Source organism: Polynucleobacter sp. AP-Reno-20A-A9, from assembly GCF_018882085.1.
Classification (GTDB): domain Bacteria; phylum Pseudomonadota; class Gammaproteobacteria; order Burkholderiales; family Burkholderiaceae; genus Polynucleobacter.
The window spans coordinates 1-20,667 of record NZ_JACVPB010000005.1 but is presented as its reverse complement, the minus strand read 5'-3'; the positions used below and the strand labels follow the sequence as shown (position 1 = coordinate 20,667).

The following is a 20,667-nucleotide window of genomic DNA, read 5'->3' as shown; positions in this document are numbered from 1 at the left end:
AGTCAGCATGAAGTATTGCTCTAACTGCGCCTCTGTATTAACCATCAAGATTCCAGCGGATGACTCTCGTGAACGTCATGTCTGTGAAGCATGTGGCAGCATTCATTATCAAAATCCGCGTAACGTAGTTGGAAGCATTCCGGTATACGGCAAGCAAGTTCTCTTATGTCGTCGTGCCATCGAACCTCGTCATGGCTTTTGGACTTTACCTGCGGGCTTTATGGAGTTGGGTGAAAGTACTAGCCATGGTGCTGCACGCGAGACTCTTGAGGAAGCTGGTGCTGCAGTAGAGGTTGGGCCACTCTATTCCCTGCTGAATGTGCCCCACGCAGAACAGGTGCACCTATTTTATTTGGCTACGATGACAACACCAGCATTTTCTGCCGGCGAAGAGAGTCTGGAGGTGGCGCTCTTTCATGAGCATGAGATTCCCTGGGGTGAATTAGCCTTCCCTACCGTCAAGCAAACACTCGAATGGTTCTTTGCGGACCGTACTGCCGGCAACTTAGACGCTGGCAGGGAATTTCATGTGCGTAGTCGTGACGTCTTGCCATCCGAACGAATTTGAGTCAACATGGGGCAGATAGCTTGGCTAGGGCCCAACGACCCTTTCCCAAATCCACTACTTGAGGCAGATCCTGACCCCAGCGTTCCTGGACTCATTGCAGTTAGTGAGCAGATATACCCAGGGCAACTAGCTCGCGCTTATCAACAAGGTATTTTTCCCTGGTACTCGGACAACCAACCCATTCTCTGGTGGTCGCCGGATCCCCGAATGGTATTAAAGCCTAACGCGTTTAAATGCAGTGAATCTTTGCAAAAGAATATTCGCCTCTTTTGCCAAAACACGCAATCACAGATATTGGTAGATGATGATTTTGGTGCGGTCATACGCTCATGCGCCACGAGCACTCGTAAAGATCAGGACGGCACTTGGATTACCCATGAAATTATTGATGCCTACACTGCACTTCACGAAGAAGGTAATGCTCACAGCATTGCCGTAATAGAGGATGGCCAACTTACTGGCGGACTCTATTGCGTTGCCTTTGGGAGTATGGTGTTTGGTGAGTCTATGTTTAGTCGCAAGACGAATGCATCCAAAATTGCCTTAGCTGCCCTGAGCGCATGGTGCTTGGTGAATGAAGTCCAAATGATCGACTGCCAGCAAGAAACAGCCCACCTACTGTCTTTGGGCGCTACCCCAATACCTAGGAAGGTCTTTTTAGAGCAACTGCAAACATCCTTAAATCAAACTAAGATTGAGAAATCCTGGATTTTTGATAAAGCAATTTTGCATCACTGGTTATGACACAGCTTAAAGAACTTCCCCTAACTACGCTGCAGTTCTATGCAACTGCTCCATATGCTTGTAGCTACCTGCCCAATAAGACAGCTCGCTCACAAGTGGCAACGCCATCTCATCTGATTCATGCGGATGTGTATAACGATTTACTCAATGCTGGATTTCGACGCAGTGGTTTGTACACCTATCGTCCATATTGCGACGAATGCAAAGCCTGCATTTCTTCCCGTATTTTAGTAAATCAATTTGTACCCTCTCGTAGCCAGCGCCGCGCCCAGAAAAAACATTCCGATCTACAGGCCTCTGTTCTCAATCTAGGTTACCAAGAGGAACACTACCAACTCTATCAACGTTATCAAGCTGAGCGGCACGCGGGTGGTGATATGGATAGCGATGATCAAGATCAATACATGCAGTTCTTATTACAAAGCCGGGTGAACTCTCGTATTGTGGAGTTTCGGGATGGGCCACATGATCCACATCCCGGTCGACTGCGCATGGTTAGCATGATCGATATTTTGGAACAGGGCATCTCCTCTGTTTATACCTTTTACGACACTACAAGCCCTACAGCAAGTTATGGCAGCTATAGCATTCTGTGGCAGATTGAACAAGCGCGCATATTGAGCTTGCCATACCTTTACCTTGGCTACTACATCAAGGAAAGTGGCAAGATGTCGTATAAGGTGAAATATCAACCAATGGAAGGCTTGATTGACGATCATTGGCAGCAACTCTCTGAGTCATAATATCTACCCATGATCGATCGTTACTCTCTTCTCCGCCCCTGGCTATTTTGCATAGACCCAGAAAAGGCACACAACCTCACCTTAAGCAATCTGGATCGCGCCCAGCGCTGGGGTTTATTGGAGCGCTTGGTTAGCAAGCCGATGAACGATCCACAAACACTCTGCGGCATTGATTTTCCTAATCCGGTTGGATTAGCTGCAGGCTTGGATAAAGATGGAAAGCATATCGATGCACTGGCCGCGCTGGGGTTTGGATTTTTAGAGATTGGTACTGTCACCCCGCGTCCACAGCCTGGCAATCCTAAGCCGCGCATGTTTCGCTTGCCTGAAGCTCAGGCCATTATCAATCGCATGGGCTTTAATAATGATGGCGTTGATGCCTGTGTAGCTAGAGTGCGTCGCTCACAGTTTTGGCAAAGTGGTGGCGTACTAGGTTTAAATATTGGCAAGAACGCCAGCACACCGATTGAAGAGGCTTCTCGCGATTACATCCTTGCGATGGAAGCCGTTTATGAAATCTCTTCCTACATCACCGTCAACATCTCCTCCCCAAATACCAAAAATCTGCGTGCCTTACAGGGCGAGGAGATGCTCCGCGAATTATTGGGAAATCTAGATGAAGCCAGAAAACGCTTAAGCGATCGCTATGGCGTTCGTAAACCACTCTTCTTGAAAATTGCACCAGATCTTGATCATGGTGATATCAATCTCATTGCCGATCTTCTGCTGGAGTTTGGTATTGATGCAGTGATTGCCACCAACACAACCATCTCTCGAGACGCGGTCATGGGAATGGAGTTTGGCGAAGAAACTGGCGGCTTATCTGGTGCTCCTGTGCGTAATGCGTCCAATATCGTCATCAAAGCTTTAAAAGTGAGATTGGGCAATCAATTACCCATCATTGGTGTGGGCGGCATCATGAGCGGTGCGGATGCCCGTGAAAAGATCATGGCAGGCGCCAGCTTAGTCCAACTCTATAGCGGCCTGATTTATCGAGGTCCAGACTTAGTCAATGAGTGCGTTGCCGCCTTAAGACAACCTTAATCCCCTTTCTTTCCTACAAAACAGGGTGATTTTTGAGTGCTGACTTTATAAAATGAGATTTCATAATATGCAATTTCGTCCGAAATCGCTACAATAAGCCTATGAACTCCAGCAAAATCATCAAAACCCCAAAAGCTACCGGCGAGGTTGGCAAGACAGCCATCCAGGTAGTGGAACGGATGATGAATTTGCTAGACGCTCTAGCAGAGCAAGAAGAATCTAGTAGCTTGAAGAACCTTGCAGAAAGCACAAGCCTTCACCCCTCCACAGCACACCGAATTTTGAATGACCTCGTTGCCTGCCGATTGGTTGAGCGTGGCGATGGAGGCACCTATCGCCTTGGCTTAAAACTATTAGAGCTGGGTAATTTAGTGAAGGCACGCTTATCCGTACGTGAGGCCGCTCAACTACCAATGCGCACCCTCCATAAGCTCACTGGTGAAACAGTCAACCTATCAGTACGTCAAGGCGATGAAATCGTCTATGTTGATCGTGCATATAGCGAACGCTCAGGCATGCAGGTAGTGCGTGCGATTGGAGGTCGCGCGCCCTTGCATCTAACCTCAGTTGGAAAACTTTTCCTCGCGAGCGACGATCCTGGACAGGTACGTGCTTATGTCACGCGCACAGGTTTATCGGGCCACACTCGTAACAGCATTACTGAGTTAAGCAAACTCGAAACGGAACTCAATCACGTTCGTAAAGTGGGTAGCGCTCGCGATGACGAAGAACTAGAGCTGGGCGTGAGCTGTTTAGCTGCAGCCATTCTGGATGACACTGGAAAATTGGTTGCCGGCCTCTCTTTGAGCGCCCCAACGGATCGCATACAAGCTGATTGGCTTCGCGCGTTACAAGAAACTGCCCTACAGATATCCAAAGGCATGGGCTTTAAACCCAAGTCTGCCGAGCCAGGCTCAGCAGCTTAATTAAACAGTTACATCAAGCGACGAATAGGTTGCGCGCCAGATGGCATGCGCTCATACCAATCGCGTACCCGTACTGCATCCGCAAAACGCGATTGCGTTCCTACAGAATCCAAGAAGACCAACAGCAATGGCGTGTTGTTGACTCTCGCCTGCATGACTAAACATCGACCCGCAGCGTTAATGAAGCCAGTCTTCTGCAGTCCAATATCCATATCCCCAGAGCGCACCAAACGGTTTGTGTTCAAAAACTTTTGCGGACGATTTGCGATCACCATGGTTAAATCCGGCCAAGTTGAGAACTCACGAATGGTTTTGTATTGATAGGCGGCACTTAGCATCCGCGTGAGATCTTCAGCTGAGGCAACGTTCTCACTAGTCAGTCCAGTGGGATCCTCAAAATGAGAATGTTCCATACCGAGATCTTTTGCCTTACGGTTCATAGCAGCAACAAATGCTGGCAGTCCGCCTGGATAGTTTCTGGCTAGGGTATATGCAGCACGGTTCTCAGAGGACATCAAGGCCAAATGCAGCGCATCTTCACGAGTAAGTGAAGTGCCCTCAGCCAAACGAGAATGCCGATAAATATGCGCATCTTCAGCATTAATAACGATGACATCATCCATTGGCAATTTTGCATCGAGCGTCACCATAGCCGTCATGAGTTTAGTGATGGAAGCAATGGGCAAACTAACGGAAGGATTCTTCTCGTAATAGACTTCCTTCGTATCTTGATTGACCACCATCACTACGGTAGATTTAAGATTGAGCTCATCACGTTGACCACGTAAACCCAATGCAGTTGCTAATGATGGAGGTCCCGCAACTACGGGTGCGGATGATCTAGTAACGGTAACGCGAACAGTCTTGGCTCTTTTAGGCGACTTAGTCACCACTTTTGTTGACTTTGCTTGCTTCTGCTTATCTTTTGTTGAAGCCTGCACTGGTGCATTACCCAACACTCCAAGCGAAAAGAGCAATGCAATGACTAGGGGCCAAAATCGGTTCAAACACATCCCAAAATACCTTCCAAAACTTTCAACATACGGAATGATAATTAATTTCCTAAGACAAAGCGGTTTTATTCGCCCTAATCAAGGTAATTTATTCCACCAAATGATTGCCCTACTCGGCAATCGTCGCTACTGTATTGGTCTGACGGGCATTGACCAATACAACGCCAGTCATCGTCAAACACAAACCTATTGCCATCAACAATGTAAAAGGCTCATCAAATAAGAGCCAGGCCATTGCAGCAGTTGTCGGCGGTACTAAATAGAGAAAGCTAGTGACTTTAGTGGCGGCCCCCTTACGAATCATCATAAAGAGCAAGCTAATCGATCCAATTGACAAGGGAAAGATGGCCCAAAGCAAGGCACCAATGACAGATGGGTTCCAAACCATCACACCAGATTCAAAGAAATACATACAAAAAAAGCACAGTACTGCTGATACTCCAAACTGAATAGAGGATCCGGCACGCAGGTCAAATACAGGACAGAATTTCTTCTGATACAGCGTGCCAAAGGTTATGGAGAGAAGTGCAATAAATGCCAAAACATAACTAGCAAATGGAATGTGGTTAAAACCAATCTTCTCGGCAACCACCAACGCAACTCCAGCAAACCCGAATCCCAGCCCTATCCATTGACGCGAGCTCACCTTCTCAGAAATCCAAGCAGCAAACCAGGCGGTAATGATGGGTTGTAGACCAACAATAATGGCCACTAAACCTGCCGTCATTCCTAGGCGCACGGCAAACCATACTCCCAGCAAATAACCAAACTGCAGCAAGATGCCAGCAATGGCAATATGCTTGATTTGCGACCAACTGGGCCAGGCGATTCTCCAAACCAGACTGAGCGCTGCCATGGCCGCTAGAACCCCTGCAAAACGCCAAAACAAAAAGGTGGCTGGCTCCACATATGGCATTGCCAAACGCGCAATTACAAAGCCGGTACTCCAAATAAGGACAAATATCGGTGCAATGGCGTTATCAAGCGAAAGCTTCATGGGTAACTTACTGAAAATATTGAGATTTTTTACTGAATCCCCAATTTTAGGCTCTTTTCTTATTTAGACTACCTATGTCCCCGATATTGGTCTTATGCTGCAACGCAATATATATATGCCACACAATGGTGCAAAGAGAGTACATTAGGCAAAAGTCCAAGATCAAAATAAAGTAATTAGCTAAACAGAAAGAGATGCAGATGAACTTAACGCCAGAACAAATTGCAGCAGCACAAAAAGCAAACTTAGAGACCTTGAGTGGATTAACTAATCAAGCATTGCAAAGCATTGAAAAGTTAGTTGAACTCAATATGCACATTGCCAAACAAAGCTTGAGCGATAGCATGAATAGCGCCAAGAAAGCACTGGAAGTGAAAGACATTCAACAGTTGCTAGCCCATCAAGCTGAAGCAGTGCAACCAATGGCAGAAAAAATTATGGCCTACAGCCGTCATTTATACGAGTTGGCACACGAGACACAAAATAGCTTCACACAATCCGCTGAAAAAGAATTTCAAGCAGGCCAAAAGAAAATCAATTCTTTAGTAGAAGAGTGGACACAAAATGCGCCGGCAGGATCAGATGCAGCCGTACAAGTAATGAAGCAAGCGATTGCTTCTGCAAACAATGTATTTGAGACTAGCCAGAAGGCAGTCAAGCATGCAGTTGAAGTTGCGCAAACTAACCTAAGCGGTGCAACAGAAACAGTATTGAAAACTGCAGATAAAGCTAGCAAAGCGACAAAGAAGAAATAATTCGCAGTGAGTTCTCTCGAATGCAAAAGCCCTGGTTATACGGGGCTTTTTTGTATCCGTTCGATGACTTCATTTATCCTCTAACAAAAATATACTTCGCTCAGCGCACTTTTATATGCTTCACATGACCAAAAGTCTCAATAGAGACGAGTTACTGTCCCTCGCCAAGTCTTTTGACTCAAAAGACAAATGCCCTGACTGTCAGTCACTGAGCTGTGAGGGCTGGGAAAGCATCCCGGGTGGTTTCATGACAAATTCTCTGGAGTGCGTTGGAACCCTGAGGGTCGAAGATGCTCCGGAATGCTGGGAAGAAGATCTCCCCAAGGGAATGACTATCTGGTCTAAGAATGCCCCTATTTCAACCCCCTTCCATCCATACAATAAATCTGACGTATATGAATGCAAGCATTGTGGGGCTAAATATCTTCGATATACGGAATGCGGAGGCTACTATGTGGATGAGCGTATTCGTGAGCTCAATCCGAAACTGATTTTATAGAATCTGTTTTTATGGATGGTGAAATGCAAAAGCCCCGATTGCTCGGGGCTTTTTTGTTCGTCAAGCGCTACTTAAGATTTCTTTTTCACTGGCGGCAAATCAGTGCAATGTCCGTGGGCTGCCTCAGCCGCAAGACCTACTGACTCTCCAAGCGTTGGGTGCGGATGAATTGTTTTACCAATATCCACTGCATCAGCACCCATCTCAATAGCCAAGCACACTTCACCAATGAGATCACCAGCATGTGTACCGACAATGCCGCCACCAATAATGCGATGAGTGGTGGCATCAAAAATGAGTTTTGTGAAACCTTCATCCCGACCATTGGCGATCGCACGTCCACTCGCTGCCCATGGAAATAAGCCCTTCTCATAAGCAATTCCTTGAGCCTTACACTGCTCTTCCGTCAAACCAGCCCAAGCTACTTCTGGATCGGTATAGGCAACTGATGGAATTTGCTTCGCATCGAAGTAGGATTTTTCACCAGCAGCAGCTTCAGCAGCAACGTGACCTTCATGCACTGCCTTATGTGCCAGCATGGGTTGTCCAACCAGGTCACCAATTGCAAAAATATTGGAGACGTTGGTACGCATTTGTTTGTCAACAGGAATAAAGCCGCGTTCATCCACCTGCACACCTGCTTTACCGGCATCAATCTTTTTGCCATTCGGAGTACGTCCTACCGCAACCAATACCAAGTCATAAGTTTGTGGTTCAGCCGGTGTGTTCTCACTCTCGAAAGAAACTTGAATTCCGTCAGGCTTTACTTCTGCTTTAGCAGCTCTGGTCTTTAGCATGATTTTTTCAAAGCGTCCGGCATTGAACTTCTCCCAGACTTTTTCTAAATCACGATCGGCGCCGGCCATCAAGCCATCCATCATCTCGGCGATATCAATGCGCGAGCCTAGCGTGCTGTAAACAGTCGCCATCTCTAAACCGATAATACCGCCACCTATAACGAGCATGCGCCTTGGAATGCTCTTCAGCAGCAATGCGCCAGTACTATCCACAATGCGTGGATCTTCTGGTAAGAAAGGCAATTTCACTGGCTGGCTACCAGCAGCAATAATCGCCTTCTGAAAACGCACTACTTCTTTTTTACCAGTGAGATCCTGGCCAGTGCCATCAGTTAACTCAACTTCGACATGGTTTGCATCCAAGAATTTGCCTAGGCCACGCACTACTTTTACTTTACGAGCCTTTGCCATACCAGCAAGGCCGCCAGTCAACTTCGCGATGACGGATTCTTTATAACCCCGTAATTGATCAATCTCAATCTTCGGCGCGCCAAAAGTAATGCCGTGCTTAGCCATGGTTTTGACTTCGTCCATGACTGAGGTGGTGTGCAGCAATGCTTTAGATGGAATACATCCAACGTTCAAGCAAACACCACCCAAAGTTGGATAGCGCTCTACCAAAACGGTATTCATACCCAAGTCGGCACTACGAAACGCTGCGCTATAACCACCAGGGCCAGCACCAAGCACCAACACTTCACACTCATGATCAACCTTACCGCTGTACTGACCTGCTACTGGAGCAGGGGCAATAGCAGCAGGTGCAGCTGGTGCGGCAGGTTTTGCTGCTGGAGCGAGTTGAGACGCAGGAGCAACACCACTAGCCTCAATCTCCACAATCACAGCGCCCTTACTTACTTTATCTCCAGGCTTGACTGCAATACTGGTAACAGTACCTGCAGTATCGGCTGGGATTTCCATGGTTGCTTTATCGGATTCAAGAACTAATAGCGGTTGTTCTTTTTCAATCACGTCACCAACTTTAACCAGCACTTCAATCACAGGCACATCTGAGTAATCGCCAATATCTGGAACGAGGATCGTTTGCTTAGTCATAGATCCCCCTTACAGACTAGCGCGACGGAAGTCGGCCAAGAGCTGAGCAATATACACATTGAAACGGGTAGCTAAAGCACCATCAATTACACGGTGATCTGCTGAGAGAGACAATGGGCAAATGAGGCGTGGCACAAATTGCTTACCATCCCACACTGGCTTCATAGCCGCTTTGCTCACACCCATAATGGCAACTTCAGGAGCATTGACGATTGGTGAAAAATACGTTCCACCGATACCACCCAATGATGAGATCGTGAAGCTAGCGCCTTGCATTTGGTCTGGCTTTAATTTGCCATCACGAGCAAGAGCCGCCAAGTCTGAGGTTTCTTTAGCTAACTCAAAGATGCCCTTCTTATCGACATCTTTAATGACTGGCACAACTAATCCAGTTGGAGTATCGGCTGCAAATCCAATATTGAAATATTTCTTCAAAATCAGATCATCGCCATCCAAAGAGCTATTGAACTCTGGATATTTTTTCAGGGCAGCGACCGCAGCCTTCATTAAGAAAGCGAGCATCGTAATCTTGACGCCCTTCTTCTCATTCTCTTTGTTAGTAAGAACGCGGAATGCTTCTAAATCAGTAATGTCAGCATCTTCGTGATAAGTCACGGCTGGAATCATTACCCAGTTGCGACCTAAATTGGCTGCAGTGAGTTTTTTAATACGATTGAGTGGTTGGCGCTCGATCTCACCAAACTTTGTGAAATCAACCTTCGGCCAAGGAATCAGATTCAAACCACCTAAGCTGCCGCCACTAGAAGCAGCGGCAGGACTACCCGCACCACCACTCATAGCCGCCTTCACAAATGCTTGGACGTCTTCTTGGGTAATACGGCCTTTAGGGCCTGATCCTTTAACTTGCGCAATAGTAACGCCAAGCTCACGTGCAAACTTACGCACCGATGGACTTGCATGACTTACTGCGGCATCAACTGGCGGAGGAGTATTGCTAATTGGGGGAGGCGCTGGTGCACGTGCAATCGGCGGCTCTACAGTTTTAGTTGCTGGTGCGGCAGGTGCAGGTGCAAGAGTGGGTGCGGGAGCAATTACAGAGCCAGAAGCTCCACCTTCTAAGATCACCACGACCGAACCTTCAGAAAGGTTATCGCCCACCTTCACTTTGACTTCTTTGACGATGCCAGAGTGTGATGAAGGAACGTCCATGGTGGCCTTGTCAGACTCCAGGACCACGATGGATTGTTCTTTCTCAACTTTGTCACCAGGCTTAACCAAGACTTCAATGACTGGTACATCTTTATAGTCACCGATATCTGGGACTTTGATTTCAATTATTTGACTCATAGTATTTATCTCTTATCAAACCGTCATTGGGTTTGGTTTAGTGGCGTCGATGTTGTACTTCTTAATTGCCTCAGCCAACTTAGAGCGATCAAGCTGACCGGAATCAACCAAAGATCTCAAGGCAGTCAGAACGACCCAGCGACGATCTACTTCAAAGAAGTCACGGAGTTTTTCACGAGTATCAGAGCGACCGAAGCCATCAGTACCCAACACTTCATAACGGCGGCCCATGTGCTGGATTGCTGGACGAATTTGCTCGGCAAATAAACGAACATAGTCAGTAGCCGCAACGATTGGGCCGGAAGTGTCTTTTAAGCACTTCTCTACATGAGAGAGCGCTGGTGTGGCACTTGGGTTCAATAGATTGCTACGGTGAACCGCAGTCCAATCACGACCTAGTTCAGTAAAGCTTGGGCAACCCCACAAATCTGAAGCAATACCCCAGTCCTTATGAAGGATCTCTGCCGCTTCAATCACCTCACGGAAGATCGTTCCTGAGCCTAAGAGTTGTACGCGTAGTTTTGCCTTGTCATCACCAACGGACTTAAGCTTATACATACCCTTGATGATGTCTTTCTCCGCACCCTTGGGCATTCCTGGGTGTGAATAGTTTTCATTCATCAAAGTAACGTAGTAATACACATCTTCCTGAACTTCCAACATACGACGCATACCATCCTGAATCACTACAGCCAATTCAAATGAGAAGGTTGGGTCATAGCTGATGCAGTTTGGTACCGCACCACTCCAAAGATGACTATGGCCGTCTTCGTGCTGTAAGCCCTCGCCATTCAAGGTGGTTCTTCCGGCTGTACCACCGAGCAAGAAACCACGGCTACGCATATCCCCTGCAGCCCAAGCTAAATCACCGATACGCTGGAAACCAAACATCGAATAGAAGATGTAGAAAGGCAACATGGGTACACCATGTGTAGAGTAAGAAGTTGCGGCAGCGATCCAATCGCACATACCACCCGCCTCATTAATACCCTCTTGCAGAATTTGGCCTGTCTTGTCCTCTTTGTAGAACATCAATTGATCGTGATCTTCTGGCGTGTAGAGCTGGCCTAATTGATTCCAAATTCCTAATTGGCGGAACATGCCTTCCATACCAAAGGTACGGGACTCGTCCGGAACAATCGGTACCACCCGCTTACCTAAAACCTTATCGCGCACTACTGTATTAAGTATGCGCACGAATGCCATGGTTGTAGAGATCTCACGACCTTCAGTAGTGGCCTCAAGTAATGGCGCAAATACTTCTAATGCAGGAACTGGCAAGCTCTCCGCTTTAGTGCGACGTTGCGGCAAGTAACCACCTAACTCTTGACGACGCGCCTTCATGTAATCCAACTCAGGGCTACCTTCGGCAAATTTCACCAAAGGCATTTCGTCTAACTCTTCATCTTTGACGGGAATCTCAAAACGATCACGGAAACGACGCACGTCGTCATCGTTCATCTTCTTCGCTTGGTGAGCAATGTTCATCGCCTCACCTGAACCACCCATGCCATAACCTTTAATAGTGTGAGCTAGGATCACGGTAGGTTGATTCTTATGGTTTACCGCTGCATGAAATGCTGCATAAACTTTATGTGGATCATGGCCACCACGATTCAGTTGCCAAATTTCATCATCACTCCAGTCGCTTACTAACGCTTTTAATTCTGGAGTATTGAAAACGATCTCACGAACGTAGGCGCCATTCTTGGACTTCATGGTCTGGTACTGGCCATCGACGATCTCGCCAAGGCGTTGCATCAAAATCCCTTTTTTGTCGCGCGCAAAGAGAGCATCCCACTGACCGCCCCACACAACCTTAATCACATTCCAGCTTGCGCCGCGGAACTCACCCTCGAGCTCTTGAATGATGCTGCCGTTGCCGCGCACTGGTCCGTCTAGGCGCTGCAAATTACAGTTGATAACGAATATGAGGTTGTCGAGTTTTTCACGACCAGCCATACCAATCGCACCCAATGATTCTGGTTCGTCGGTTTCGCCATCACCCAAGAATGCCCAAACCTTACGACCTTGCTCCTGAATGAAGCCGCGGTCTGTGAGGTACTTCATAAAACGTGCTTGGTAAATGGCCATGATTGGGCCTAAGCCCATCGATACCGTTGGGAACTGCCAGAAATCCGGCATCAACCAAGGATGTGGATAGCTAGAGATACCTTTGCCGCCAACTTCTTGGCGGAAGTTATTCAGTTGACCCTCTTCGAGACGACCCAACATATAAGCACGCGCATAAACACCTGGCGCGGAGTGACCTTGCACAAATATTAAATCTCCGCCATGCTCAGGAGATGGTGCATGCCAGAAATGGTTAAAGCCAACGTCATATAAAGTAGCCGCTGACTGGAATGAAGAAATGTGTCCGCCAACATTTGTGTCTTTATTCGCACGCAAAACCATCGCCATTGCATTCCAGCGAGTGTATGAACGAATGCGATGTTCCACATTTTGATCGCCAGGCAATCGCGCTTGATTTTCAACGGGAATAGTATTGATGTAAGGAGTCTCAGCATGAAATGGCTGCACCACTCCGTTTACGCGAGCATGAGAAATTTGTTGATCGATGAGATAGGCAGCTCTCTCAGGGCCCTCGTTACGAATAACGCCATCGAGCGCTTGTAACCATTCTTGAGTCTCACCTGGATCCGCATCCTGGGTGCTCTGTTTACCTAATACTTGGTCTGGAACTGCTGCCATTTTCTGTCTCCATTGAATAGTGCTTAATTTGTCATTAACTCTATAGGCAATATTCTAGGAAGGTATATGGGTGTAAACAAGCAATTTTCCACATAATGATAGTATTTCTCATAATGCGGTATTTTATTGCGGTGCAAATAAGAAGCCAAATAGTGGGCAGAATTGGCTATATAAACAGGCAAGTAAGGCAAAATGCTCTGTATTCATGAGAAAAACAGCATTTTCCAGCCTAATCCTCAGCCCCTTCAGGTGGCTCCGCAAAATACGCGGATTCAGGATTGTTTACACCCCTCTTTTGGCCATTGTTCTGTTTACAGCAGTCATGGGCATTATTTTGGGAACGCTGCATTTACAAGAGAAAAACCAACAGGAAGCGGCTTTATTTAGAGAGCTTTCTTTTGCCAAACAGCGCATTCAATCGCGTTTTGCCAGCAACCTCGATGCACTAACAACCATTAATCGAGAAGTGGCTGCAAGTGAAGATCAAGCTAAGCTAAGGCAAATTGCGCGCGAGCAATCAGAGGATCTTGTTTTAAATAATCATGAGATCGTCAAAATCATTTGGCTTAACAATGAAAATCAGCGGCAATGGTCCGCACCGGCTGAAAGCAACAAATCAGATTGGATTAGCAAAACTCAAAATGATCAATTGGTTAATTCCAGTCTTGCATCAACTATTGAGTTGAGTCGAGTAACCAGTCGAGCAGCCTTCAGTCAGTTTGTTTCCTTAAATCTACCGGGTGACGCACCAATCGCGACGGATAGAAAAATCGTTTTATGGCAAGTGGTGCCCAATATTGTTGGCGGAGAAGTGGTTGGCTTCTTGGCAGCCCTCTATACCACTCAAGGGATATTGGATATCCTACCCAGCGAACTGAAATCCCACTACCGCTTTACCTTGCTCACCGACAATGAAAGAGTGTTAGGCATCTCTTCAGATAGAGATACCCCTAAGAGGGCGTTTAGCAATCAGACGAGCTTAGACATTGGGGTCTTAAGTCCAAACATTAATTTACGCATTGATACCTATCCTCCACCAACCAATCTCACGTTTAGGATGTTGATTGGTGTCGTGCTGGGATTAAGCGCATTCGTAGTTTGGAGTCTGTGGTCCGTACTAAAGCAAATGCAAGTTCGCCAAGAGGCTGAAGCAAGTCTGCGCAAAGAAACGAGCTTTCGCAATGCCATGGAAGACTCTGCCCCCGTGGGTATTCGTGCGCACGATATGCAAAAGCGCATTACTTATGTAAATAGAGCTTTTTGCGAAATGACGGGCTGGACATCCGAAGAGTTAATAGGTCTCACTCCACCCTTTCCATTTTGGCCTGATGGCCGAAGGGATGAGCTTATTGAGAAAATGAATCGGGCAATGAAATCCGAGATCAGCGATGTGATGAGGGTCGGCATCGAAGGGGTGGTCTTAAAAAAAGATGGCACCTTAATACAGACGCGTACCTTTATTGCTCCTCTTATAAATGAAAAAGGGAAGCAGACTGGTTGGGTTACCTCCTTAATTGATATTTCTGAACCTAAGAAGATTCGTGAAGAATTAGCTGCCTCTCAAGATCGCTTTACCACCGTTCTAGAAAGTCTAGACGCCGCTGTGTCAGTGGTCTCGCTGGAGACTAACGCCCTGCTATTTGCTAATCGTTTTTATAGGGAGCGCTTTGGAGACAACTCTAAAGGTCACTTCCAATTAGCGGGCAGCGATACAACCAACATGACAATGCGAGCTATCGCAGAGGATCTTGAGGATTCCCCCCCAGGAATTCCAACGCCATTTTTGTATCAAGAGTCCGAGTCAGAAGAAGTTCAGCTAGGCGATGTCAATAATCAATGGTTTGAAGTTAGACGTCGTTACATCCCTTGGGTAGATGGGCATCTTGCGCAGCTATTGATTGCCACCGACATTACCGCTCGTAAAGAAGCGGATGATTTAGCTCTACAGCAACAAGAACGTATGCAGTTCACCAGTCGTCTCACCACAATGGGTGAAATGGCATCCTCTTTAGCTCACGAACTAAATCAACCTCTTTCAGCCATATCCAACTACTGCATGGGTGTTGCTAAGCGTTTAGATGGGCATCTAGACCCTGCCCTGACCAAAGAAATTTTGCCGGCTCTAGAAAAAGCCTCTGACCAAGCCCATCGTGCCGGCACTATCATTCAGCGCATTCGGGGTTTTGTAAAACGCAGTGAGCCTCAACGTAAAGCTGCGAACATTGTCGAAATTATTAATGATGCTGTTGGTTTGGTTGAAATTGAAGCCCACCGCCATCGCTTAGTCATTGCGTCGGAAATTGCCGAAAATCTGCCTGTAGTAGACCTGGATCCAGTGCTGATCCTGCAGGTTGTTGTCAATCTATTGAAAAATGCACTGGATAGCGTCCGTGAGGCTTACCCCCTTTCCTCCCGTTGGTCAGCGCCGCCGGTTCGGATTAGCGCTGATTTAGACACCAGCATCTTCCCCGCCATGCTCAGAATCCAGGTCACCGATGCTGGGGGCGGTATCTCGGAAAACGTTCTGGAACGCATATTTGAGCCGTTTTTCAGCACAAAGTCTGATGGAATGGGTATGGGGCTCAATATTTGCCGCTCCATTATTGAATCTCACCATGGCAGACTTTGGGCTACCAATGTTCAAGACTCAGAACAAACCAAGCTGGCTGGCTGCACCTTTACAATACTTCTACCGTTGGAATCCCCTGGAACCAAGGGTGCTGTTTAACTTCGAATTTAAAGATTTACCTCGCGAGAACTGATATGAACTTAAGCGCTACTGCAAAACCAAACCAAGCTGAAGTTGTCTATGTAGTTGATGATGACGAAGCAGTAAGAGATTCGCTTACTTGGCTATTAGAAAGTAATGGCTATGTTGTACGTTGCCATGCAAGCGCAGAACGTTTCTTACAGTCATTGCAAAGCACCGATAAATCCACCATTTCTTGCGCCATTCTAGATGTGCGCATGCCTGGCATGTCAGGCCTTGAATTGCAGGAGCGCTTAACTAGCGAAAACCTGCCCATGCCAGTTGCTTTTATTACTGGTCACGGCGATGTATCGATGGCTGTCTCCACCATGAAGCGTGGTGCAGTGGATTTCATTGAAAAGCCTTTTAAAGAAAATGATCTGTGTGGTTTAGTGGATCGCATGCTTGCTAAAGCGCGCATCGATTATTCACAAGCCAGTCAACGCAAAATTACCCAGAGCTTACTCAGCAAGTTAACTGGTCGTGAGCGTCAAGTTCTTGAGCGCATTGTTGCAGGCCGCTTGAATAAACAAATTGCTGATGACCTCGGCATCTCAATTAAGACTGTTGAAGCACACCGCGCCAACATCATGGAGAAGCTCAACGTCAATACGGTAGCAGACCTGCTCCGCCTGGCCTTATCTGACCCACAACCTAATTAATCACTGGGATTTTCTATGCCAGCTCAATTATTAGACGGAAACGCCCTTTCCAAAAAACTACGCACTGAAATTGCTGCACGCGGCGCCATTGTTACTGCCAAAGGCACTAGACCAGGTTTGGCGGTTATTGTGGTTGGTGACAACCCCGCCAGCGCGGTATATGTGCGCAATAAAGTAAAAGCCTGTGAAGATGTTGGCTTTCATTCTGTTTTAGAGCGCTATTCTGTAGAACTTGGCGAAGAAGAATTACTCGCTCGTATTGCCACACTGAATGCAGATCCGGTGATTCATGGCATCTTGGTGCAATTACCATTGCCAGAACATATCGCTTCTGAGAGAGTGTTAGAAGCGATTGCCCCAGAAAAGGATGTCGATGGCTTTCACGTGGCAAATGCTGGTGCCTTGATGGTTGGTCAACCAGAATTCAAACCTTGCACGCCTTATGGCTGCATGAAGATTCTTGAAAGCATTGAGTACCCTATCCGCGGTGCTCGCGCTGTTATTGTGGGCGCCTCTAATATTGTGGGCAAGCCAATGGCTATGCTTTTATTACAAGCCGGTGCAACCGTCACCATCTGTAATAGCAAAACGCGTGACCTTGCTCATCACACAAAAGATGCCGATATTTTGGTGGTTGCCACTGGCAAACCTAAAATGATTACTGGTGATATGGTGAAAAATGGCGCCGTTGTCATCGACGTAGGTATTAATCGCCTACCTGATGGCAAGCTCTGCGGCGACGTGGATTTTGATACTGCCAAGTATGTTGCCGGCTGGATTACCCCGGTTCCAGGTGGTGTAGGCCCGATGACCATCACCATGCTCTTAATGAATACCTTAGAAGCAGCTGAAAAAGCCGCCAAGCACTAAGGAATTACTGGGACTTTTGGCAAAATTGCCCTCAGTCCATTAAGCTAGAGGGATGACTACATCCCTCTCCAGCCCTCTCCCAGCAGAATTACAAAATAACCCTTTAGTGACTTTTGGTCGTGGCATTGCAGCTTACTCAGAAGTGAAGCCTGAGCATATTGCACCTGCGATTGAGTATTTGCTCAAGCATGCACAAGATGCAGTAGATATAGCAGTCAATCCAAGCACTCCATCGACTTGGGACGCCTTGGCTGAGCCCCTAGAAGATGCTACTGAGTTTTTTGGTAGGTCATGGGGGGTGATCTCTCATCTTAATAGCGTTGCTGATACCCCGAAGTTGCGCGCCGCCTATGGCGAGATGCTACCTAAGGTCACTGCCTTCTTTTCGAGTCTTGGGCAAAATTTAGAGCTCTACAAAAAGTTTAAAGAACTCAGCAAAGCTCCTGACTTTACAAAACTGAGTACTGCGCAGAAGAAAGTGATTGAAAACTCTTTACGAGACTTTCGTCTGGGTGGAGCTGAGTTGAGTGATGCAGACAAGCCGCGCTTTGCTCAAATTCAAGATGAGCAAGCAAGCTTAGGTAAAGCCTTTTCAGATCATGTTCTAGATGCTACTGATGGTTTTATTCATCTCATCACTGATAAAGTTGATTTGGTAGGTTTGCCTGAGGACGCTATTGAAGCTGCTGCAGATACTGCCCAGCAGAAGAACCTCCAGGGTTGGGCCTTTACTCTACACTTCCCCTCTTATTACCCCGTTATGCAGTATTCAGAAAATCGGGCGCTGCGTCGCTTGATGTACGAGGCCTATGTCACGCGAGCTTCAGAGCTTGCGCCTCAATACGCCAAGGGTAAATTGGATTGGGACAACGCTCAGAATATGCTTGACCAATTACGACAGCGCGACGAAGAAGCGCGTATGCTGGGTTTCAAAAACTATGCCGCCCTAAGTTTGGCTCCGAAGATGGCTAGCAGTGTTGATGAGGTTGACTCATTCCTGACCAACTTTGCACAGAAAGCAAAACCATTTGCATTAAAGGATTGGCAAGAGCTATCTGATTTTGCCAAGACAGAGCTATCTATTGTTGATGGATTGGAGCCGTGGGATGTTGCTTTTGCCTCCGAAAGATTGAAGCAAGAACGCTATTCCTTTTCAGAGAATGAGCTCAAGCAATACTTCCCTCTGCCTAAAGTATTAGATGGGCTCTTCCAAGTCATTCAGACTTTGTTTGGCGTGAAGATTGAATCGGCAGATTTACCCACTTGGCATACTGACGTGCAATCCTTCTCGGTTAAGAACGCCAAGAGCAATATCGTGGCTTATTTTTACCTAGACCCCTATGCTCGCCCTGGCAAGCGAGGCGGCGCCTGGATGGACGACGCACGCGGCCGAAGGGTCTTGCCTAATGGTGAAATTCAAGTACCCGTTGCGTACTTAGTTTGCAACTTTGCACCGCCAGTCAAGGTAGAGGGAGTTTTACGTCAACCTACCATTACTCACGATGATGTCATCACCCTCTTCCATGAGAGCGGCCATGGTTTGCACCACCTACTAACTCAAGTTAGCGCTTTAGGCGTTTCAGGCATCAATGGGGTTGAGTGGGATGCGGTAGAGTTACCAAGCCAGTTTATGGAAAACTTCTGCTGGGAATGGGAGGTATTGGAAAAAATGACAGCGCATGCCGAGACTGGTAAGTCTCTTCCACGAGAATTATTCGAGAAGATCCTCGCCGCCAAGAATTTCCAGAATGGTTATATGACGCTGCGTCAGATCGTCATGTCTCTCACCGACTGGCGCTTACATGCGAGCTTTGATGCGAAGAATGCTCAAGGTCACGCAGTATTAGACCTATCCAGAGCGATTGCCGATCAATTTAACGTCATTCCACAACCAGCCATCTCTCGTTGGATCAACACCTTTAGCCACATCTTTGCTGGCGGCTATGCAGCAGGCTATTACAGCTACAAGTGGGCAGAAGTGTTATCAGCTGATGTCTACTCTGCCTTTGAAGAAGCGGCAAAGCTCACTGGCAGCGTCCTTGATGAAAAGACTGGCACTCGTTACCGAGAAGAGATTTTAGAGGTTGGCGGTAGTCGCCCTGCTGCTGAATCCTTTAAAGCCTTTAGAGGTAGAGAGCCTAGTATCGATGCCCTGCTAAGACACGGTGGACTCGCTTAACAACGAGTTTCATAGTGTCAATCTTTAAATAACCAATTTATAAGCATTCAATGAGCCTCTTCACTACTGAATTACTAATTTTAATTGTCGCAACAACGCTGATAACAGCTGGCGTTGCTTATGCAATTTACTGGACACTGAATGATTCGCCTATTTCGCGATGGCTCCATGATTCAGATGCAGTAGTGCCTTCCTTTCTTTCCATTACCTCCTTTATTTTCGGCCTTGCAATCTCCACCCTAGCGAGCTACTCATTTGAACATCATCAATCAGCCATCTCAAATGTCATAACCGAATCAAATGCAGTCGAAACCATAGTAAGCACAGCGACAGTACTTCCTGCGAAAGATCAGGTAAAAATAATCTCAGGAATGAAAAACTATCTGGCCGCAGTCATCGAAAAAGAATGGCCTGCCATGGAAAGTAGAGATGCCAGTAAGCGTGGAATTTCAACGCCAGAATTTTTAGCTTTAAATAAAATCATCAGTGACATCGCCTATCAGCCCAATCAAAGTAGCGGTATAGAAAGTCAGCTCCTGTCAGCCATTGGAACCATCCGCCATGACCGGCAAGTTAGACAATCACTGGCATACGATAACGATAGCCTTAAAAAATGGCCATCGATTCCAGTTTTCTCATTCCTACTACTGTTATCAGTAGGTATAGTCCATCTGGAAAGCATTAAAGCAATGAAAGTATCTTTATCTATAGCTTCATTGTGTATTGTCACTGCAGTGATATTTTTATTTATCGCCGTATCGCCCTACCGTGGCTGGAACCCAGTAGAGCCCCGTAAACTCCAAGAATCATTGCAGATGCTAGACAACCTGAAGACGAATTAAGCAATCTACCTCTAGGCTCCACTTTTATAACAGTAGCATCAATTAGATTTGAGAGATAAGTTAAAAGCCACTCAATTGAACTGACCCCCAAAAGTTGGACAGTTTAGTTAGGTTAGCACGAGGGATTGAGTTCGGTAATTTACCGGGCTCAGTCCCTTTAGTTTTTGCTTAATTCGATCATGGTTGTAGTAGTGGATATATTC

General features: G+C 46.8%; 18 protein-coding genes. 12 read left to right on the top strand and 6 right to left on the bottom strand.

Annotated elements, in window-relative coordinates; genetic code table 11:
- Window positions 1-7: 7 nt before the first annotated feature.
- The 5 genes from ICN39_RS05830 (at window position 8) to ICN39_RS05810 (ending at window position 4,025) form a co-directional block, all read left to right on the top strand.
- Window positions 8-568 carry an NUDIX hydrolase gene (locus tag ICN39_RS05830; protein ID WP_216233127.1) on the top strand — a complete coding sequence of 187 codons (561 nt, stop codon included), beginning with the start codon at window positions 8-10 and terminating at the stop codon, window positions 566-568.
- A 6-nt stretch (window positions 569-574) separates the two neighbouring features.
- Window positions 575-1,312, top strand: coding sequence for a leucyl/phenylalanyl-tRNA--protein transferase (gene aat / locus ICN39_RS05825; RefSeq protein ID WP_216233126.1), 738 nt, complete (start codon window positions 575-577; stop codon window positions 1,310-1,312).
- Window positions 1,309-2,055: an arginyltransferase gene (locus ICN39_RS05820; protein ID WP_216233125.1), complete on the top strand. Its 747-nt coding sequence runs from the start codon at window positions 1,309-1,311 to the stop codon at window positions 2,053-2,055. Before aat ends, ICN39_RS05820 begins: the two co-directional genes overlap by 4 nt.
- 9 nt (window positions 2,056-2,064) lie before the next feature.
- Window positions 2,065-3,099 (top strand): quinone-dependent dihydroorotate dehydrogenase, encoded by a 1,035-nt coding sequence (locus ICN39_RS05815; protein ID WP_216233124.1) that lies wholly within the window; start codon window positions 2,065-2,067, stop codon window positions 3,097-3,099.
- Window positions 3,100-3,200: 101 nt separating this feature from the next.
- A complete protein-coding gene (locus tag ICN39_RS05810) occupies window positions 3,201-4,025 on the top strand; it encodes an IclR family transcriptional regulator (RefSeq protein ID WP_216233123.1) in 825 nt (274 codons plus the stop codon).
- Window positions 4,026-4,033: 8 nt separating this feature from the next.
- On the opposite strand, the gene ICN39_RS05805 is transcribed toward ICN39_RS05810, so the two are convergent.
- A complete protein-coding gene (locus tag ICN39_RS05805) occupies window positions 4,034-5,038 on the bottom strand; it encodes a serine hydrolase (RefSeq protein WP_216233122.1) in 1,005 nt (334 codons plus the stop codon).
- A gap of 109 nt (window positions 5,039-5,147) precedes the next feature.
- Window positions 5,148-6,035 (bottom strand): DMT family transporter, encoded by an 888-nt coding sequence (locus tag ICN39_RS05800; RefSeq protein ID WP_216233121.1) that lies wholly within the window; start codon window positions 6,033-6,035, stop codon window positions 5,148-5,150.
- Between the two features lie 200 nt (window positions 6,036-6,235).
- On the opposite strand from ICN39_RS05800, the gene ICN39_RS05795 reads away from it, so the two are divergent.
- Window positions 6,236-6,790 carry a phasin family protein gene (locus tag ICN39_RS05795; protein WP_216233120.1) on the top strand — a complete coding sequence of 185 codons (555 nt, stop codon included), beginning with the start codon at window positions 6,236-6,238 and terminating at the stop codon, window positions 6,788-6,790.
- 247 nt (window positions 6,791-7,037) lie between these two features.
- Complete coding sequence (locus ICN39_RS05790; protein ID WP_216233119.1) at window positions 7,038-7,289, top strand: hypothetical protein; 252 nt, start codon at window positions 7,038-7,040, stop codon at window positions 7,287-7,289.
- 71 nt (window positions 7,290-7,360) lie between these two features.
- On the opposite strand, the gene lpdA is transcribed toward ICN39_RS05790, so the two are convergent.
- Genes lpdA through aceE form a run of 3 tightly spaced genes read right to left on the bottom strand, consistent with a single transcriptional unit; the run spans window position 7,361 to window position 13,162 of the window.
- Window positions 7,361-9,142, bottom strand: a complete 1,782-nt coding sequence (gene lpdA / locus ICN39_RS05785; protein WP_216233118.1) for a dihydrolipoyl dehydrogenase — start codon at window positions 9,140-9,142, stop codon at window positions 7,361-7,363.
- 9 nt (window positions 9,143-9,151) lie between these two features.
- On the bottom strand, window positions 9,152-10,450 hold the full coding sequence (gene aceF, locus ICN39_RS05780; RefSeq protein ID WP_216233117.1) for a dihydrolipoyllysine-residue acetyltransferase: 1,299 nt from the start codon (window positions 10,448-10,450) through the stop codon (window positions 9,152-9,154).
- Between the two features lie 15 nt (window positions 10,451-10,465).
- Window positions 10,466-13,162 carry a pyruvate dehydrogenase (acetyl-transferring), homodimeric type gene (gene aceE, locus ICN39_RS05775; RefSeq protein ID WP_216233116.1) on the bottom strand — a complete coding sequence of 899 codons (2,697 nt, stop codon included), beginning with the start codon at window positions 13,160-13,162 and terminating at the stop codon, window positions 10,466-10,468.
- A gap of 295 nt (window positions 13,163-13,457) precedes the next feature.
- On the opposite strand from aceE, the gene ICN39_RS05770 reads away from it, so the two are divergent.
- Genes ICN39_RS05770 through ICN39_RS05750 form a run of 5 tightly spaced genes read left to right on the top strand, consistent with a single transcriptional unit; the run spans window position 13,458 to window position 20,464 of the window.
- Complete coding sequence (locus ICN39_RS05770; protein WP_255532323.1) at window positions 13,458-15,890, top strand: PAS domain-containing sensor histidine kinase; 2,433 nt, start codon at window positions 13,458-13,460, stop codon at window positions 15,888-15,890.
- A 35-nt stretch (window positions 15,891-15,925) separates the two neighbouring features.
- Window positions 15,926-16,573, top strand: a complete 648-nt coding sequence (locus tag ICN39_RS05765; protein ID WP_072582210.1) for a response regulator transcription factor — start codon at window positions 15,926-15,928, stop codon at window positions 16,571-16,573.
- A gap of 15 nt (window positions 16,574-16,588) precedes the next feature.
- Window positions 16,589-17,443, top strand: a complete 855-nt coding sequence (gene folD / locus ICN39_RS05760; RefSeq protein ID WP_216233114.1) for a bifunctional methylenetetrahydrofolate dehydrogenase/methenyltetrahydrofolate cyclohydrolase FolD — start codon at window positions 16,589-16,591, stop codon at window positions 17,441-17,443.
- Window positions 17,444-17,495: 52 nt separating this feature from the next.
- The gene (locus ICN39_RS05755; protein WP_216233113.1) at window positions 17,496-19,622 is read left to right on the top strand and encodes a M3 family metallopeptidase; all 2,127 of its coding nucleotides are present in this window, start codon (window positions 17,496-17,498) and stop codon (window positions 19,620-19,622) included.
- Window positions 19,623-19,672: 50 nt separating this feature from the next.
- Window positions 19,673-20,464 carry a hypothetical protein gene (locus ICN39_RS05750; RefSeq protein WP_216233112.1) on the top strand — a complete coding sequence of 264 codons (792 nt, stop codon included), beginning with the start codon at window positions 19,673-19,675 and terminating at the stop codon, window positions 20,462-20,464.
- Between the two features lie 107 nt (window positions 20,465-20,571).
- Here ICN39_RS05750 and ICN39_RS05745 read toward each other — a convergent pair.
- On the bottom strand, window positions 20,572-20,667 hold a 96-nt coding region (locus ICN39_RS05745), incomplete at its 5' end, for an IS3 family transposase (RefSeq protein ID WP_216233278.1).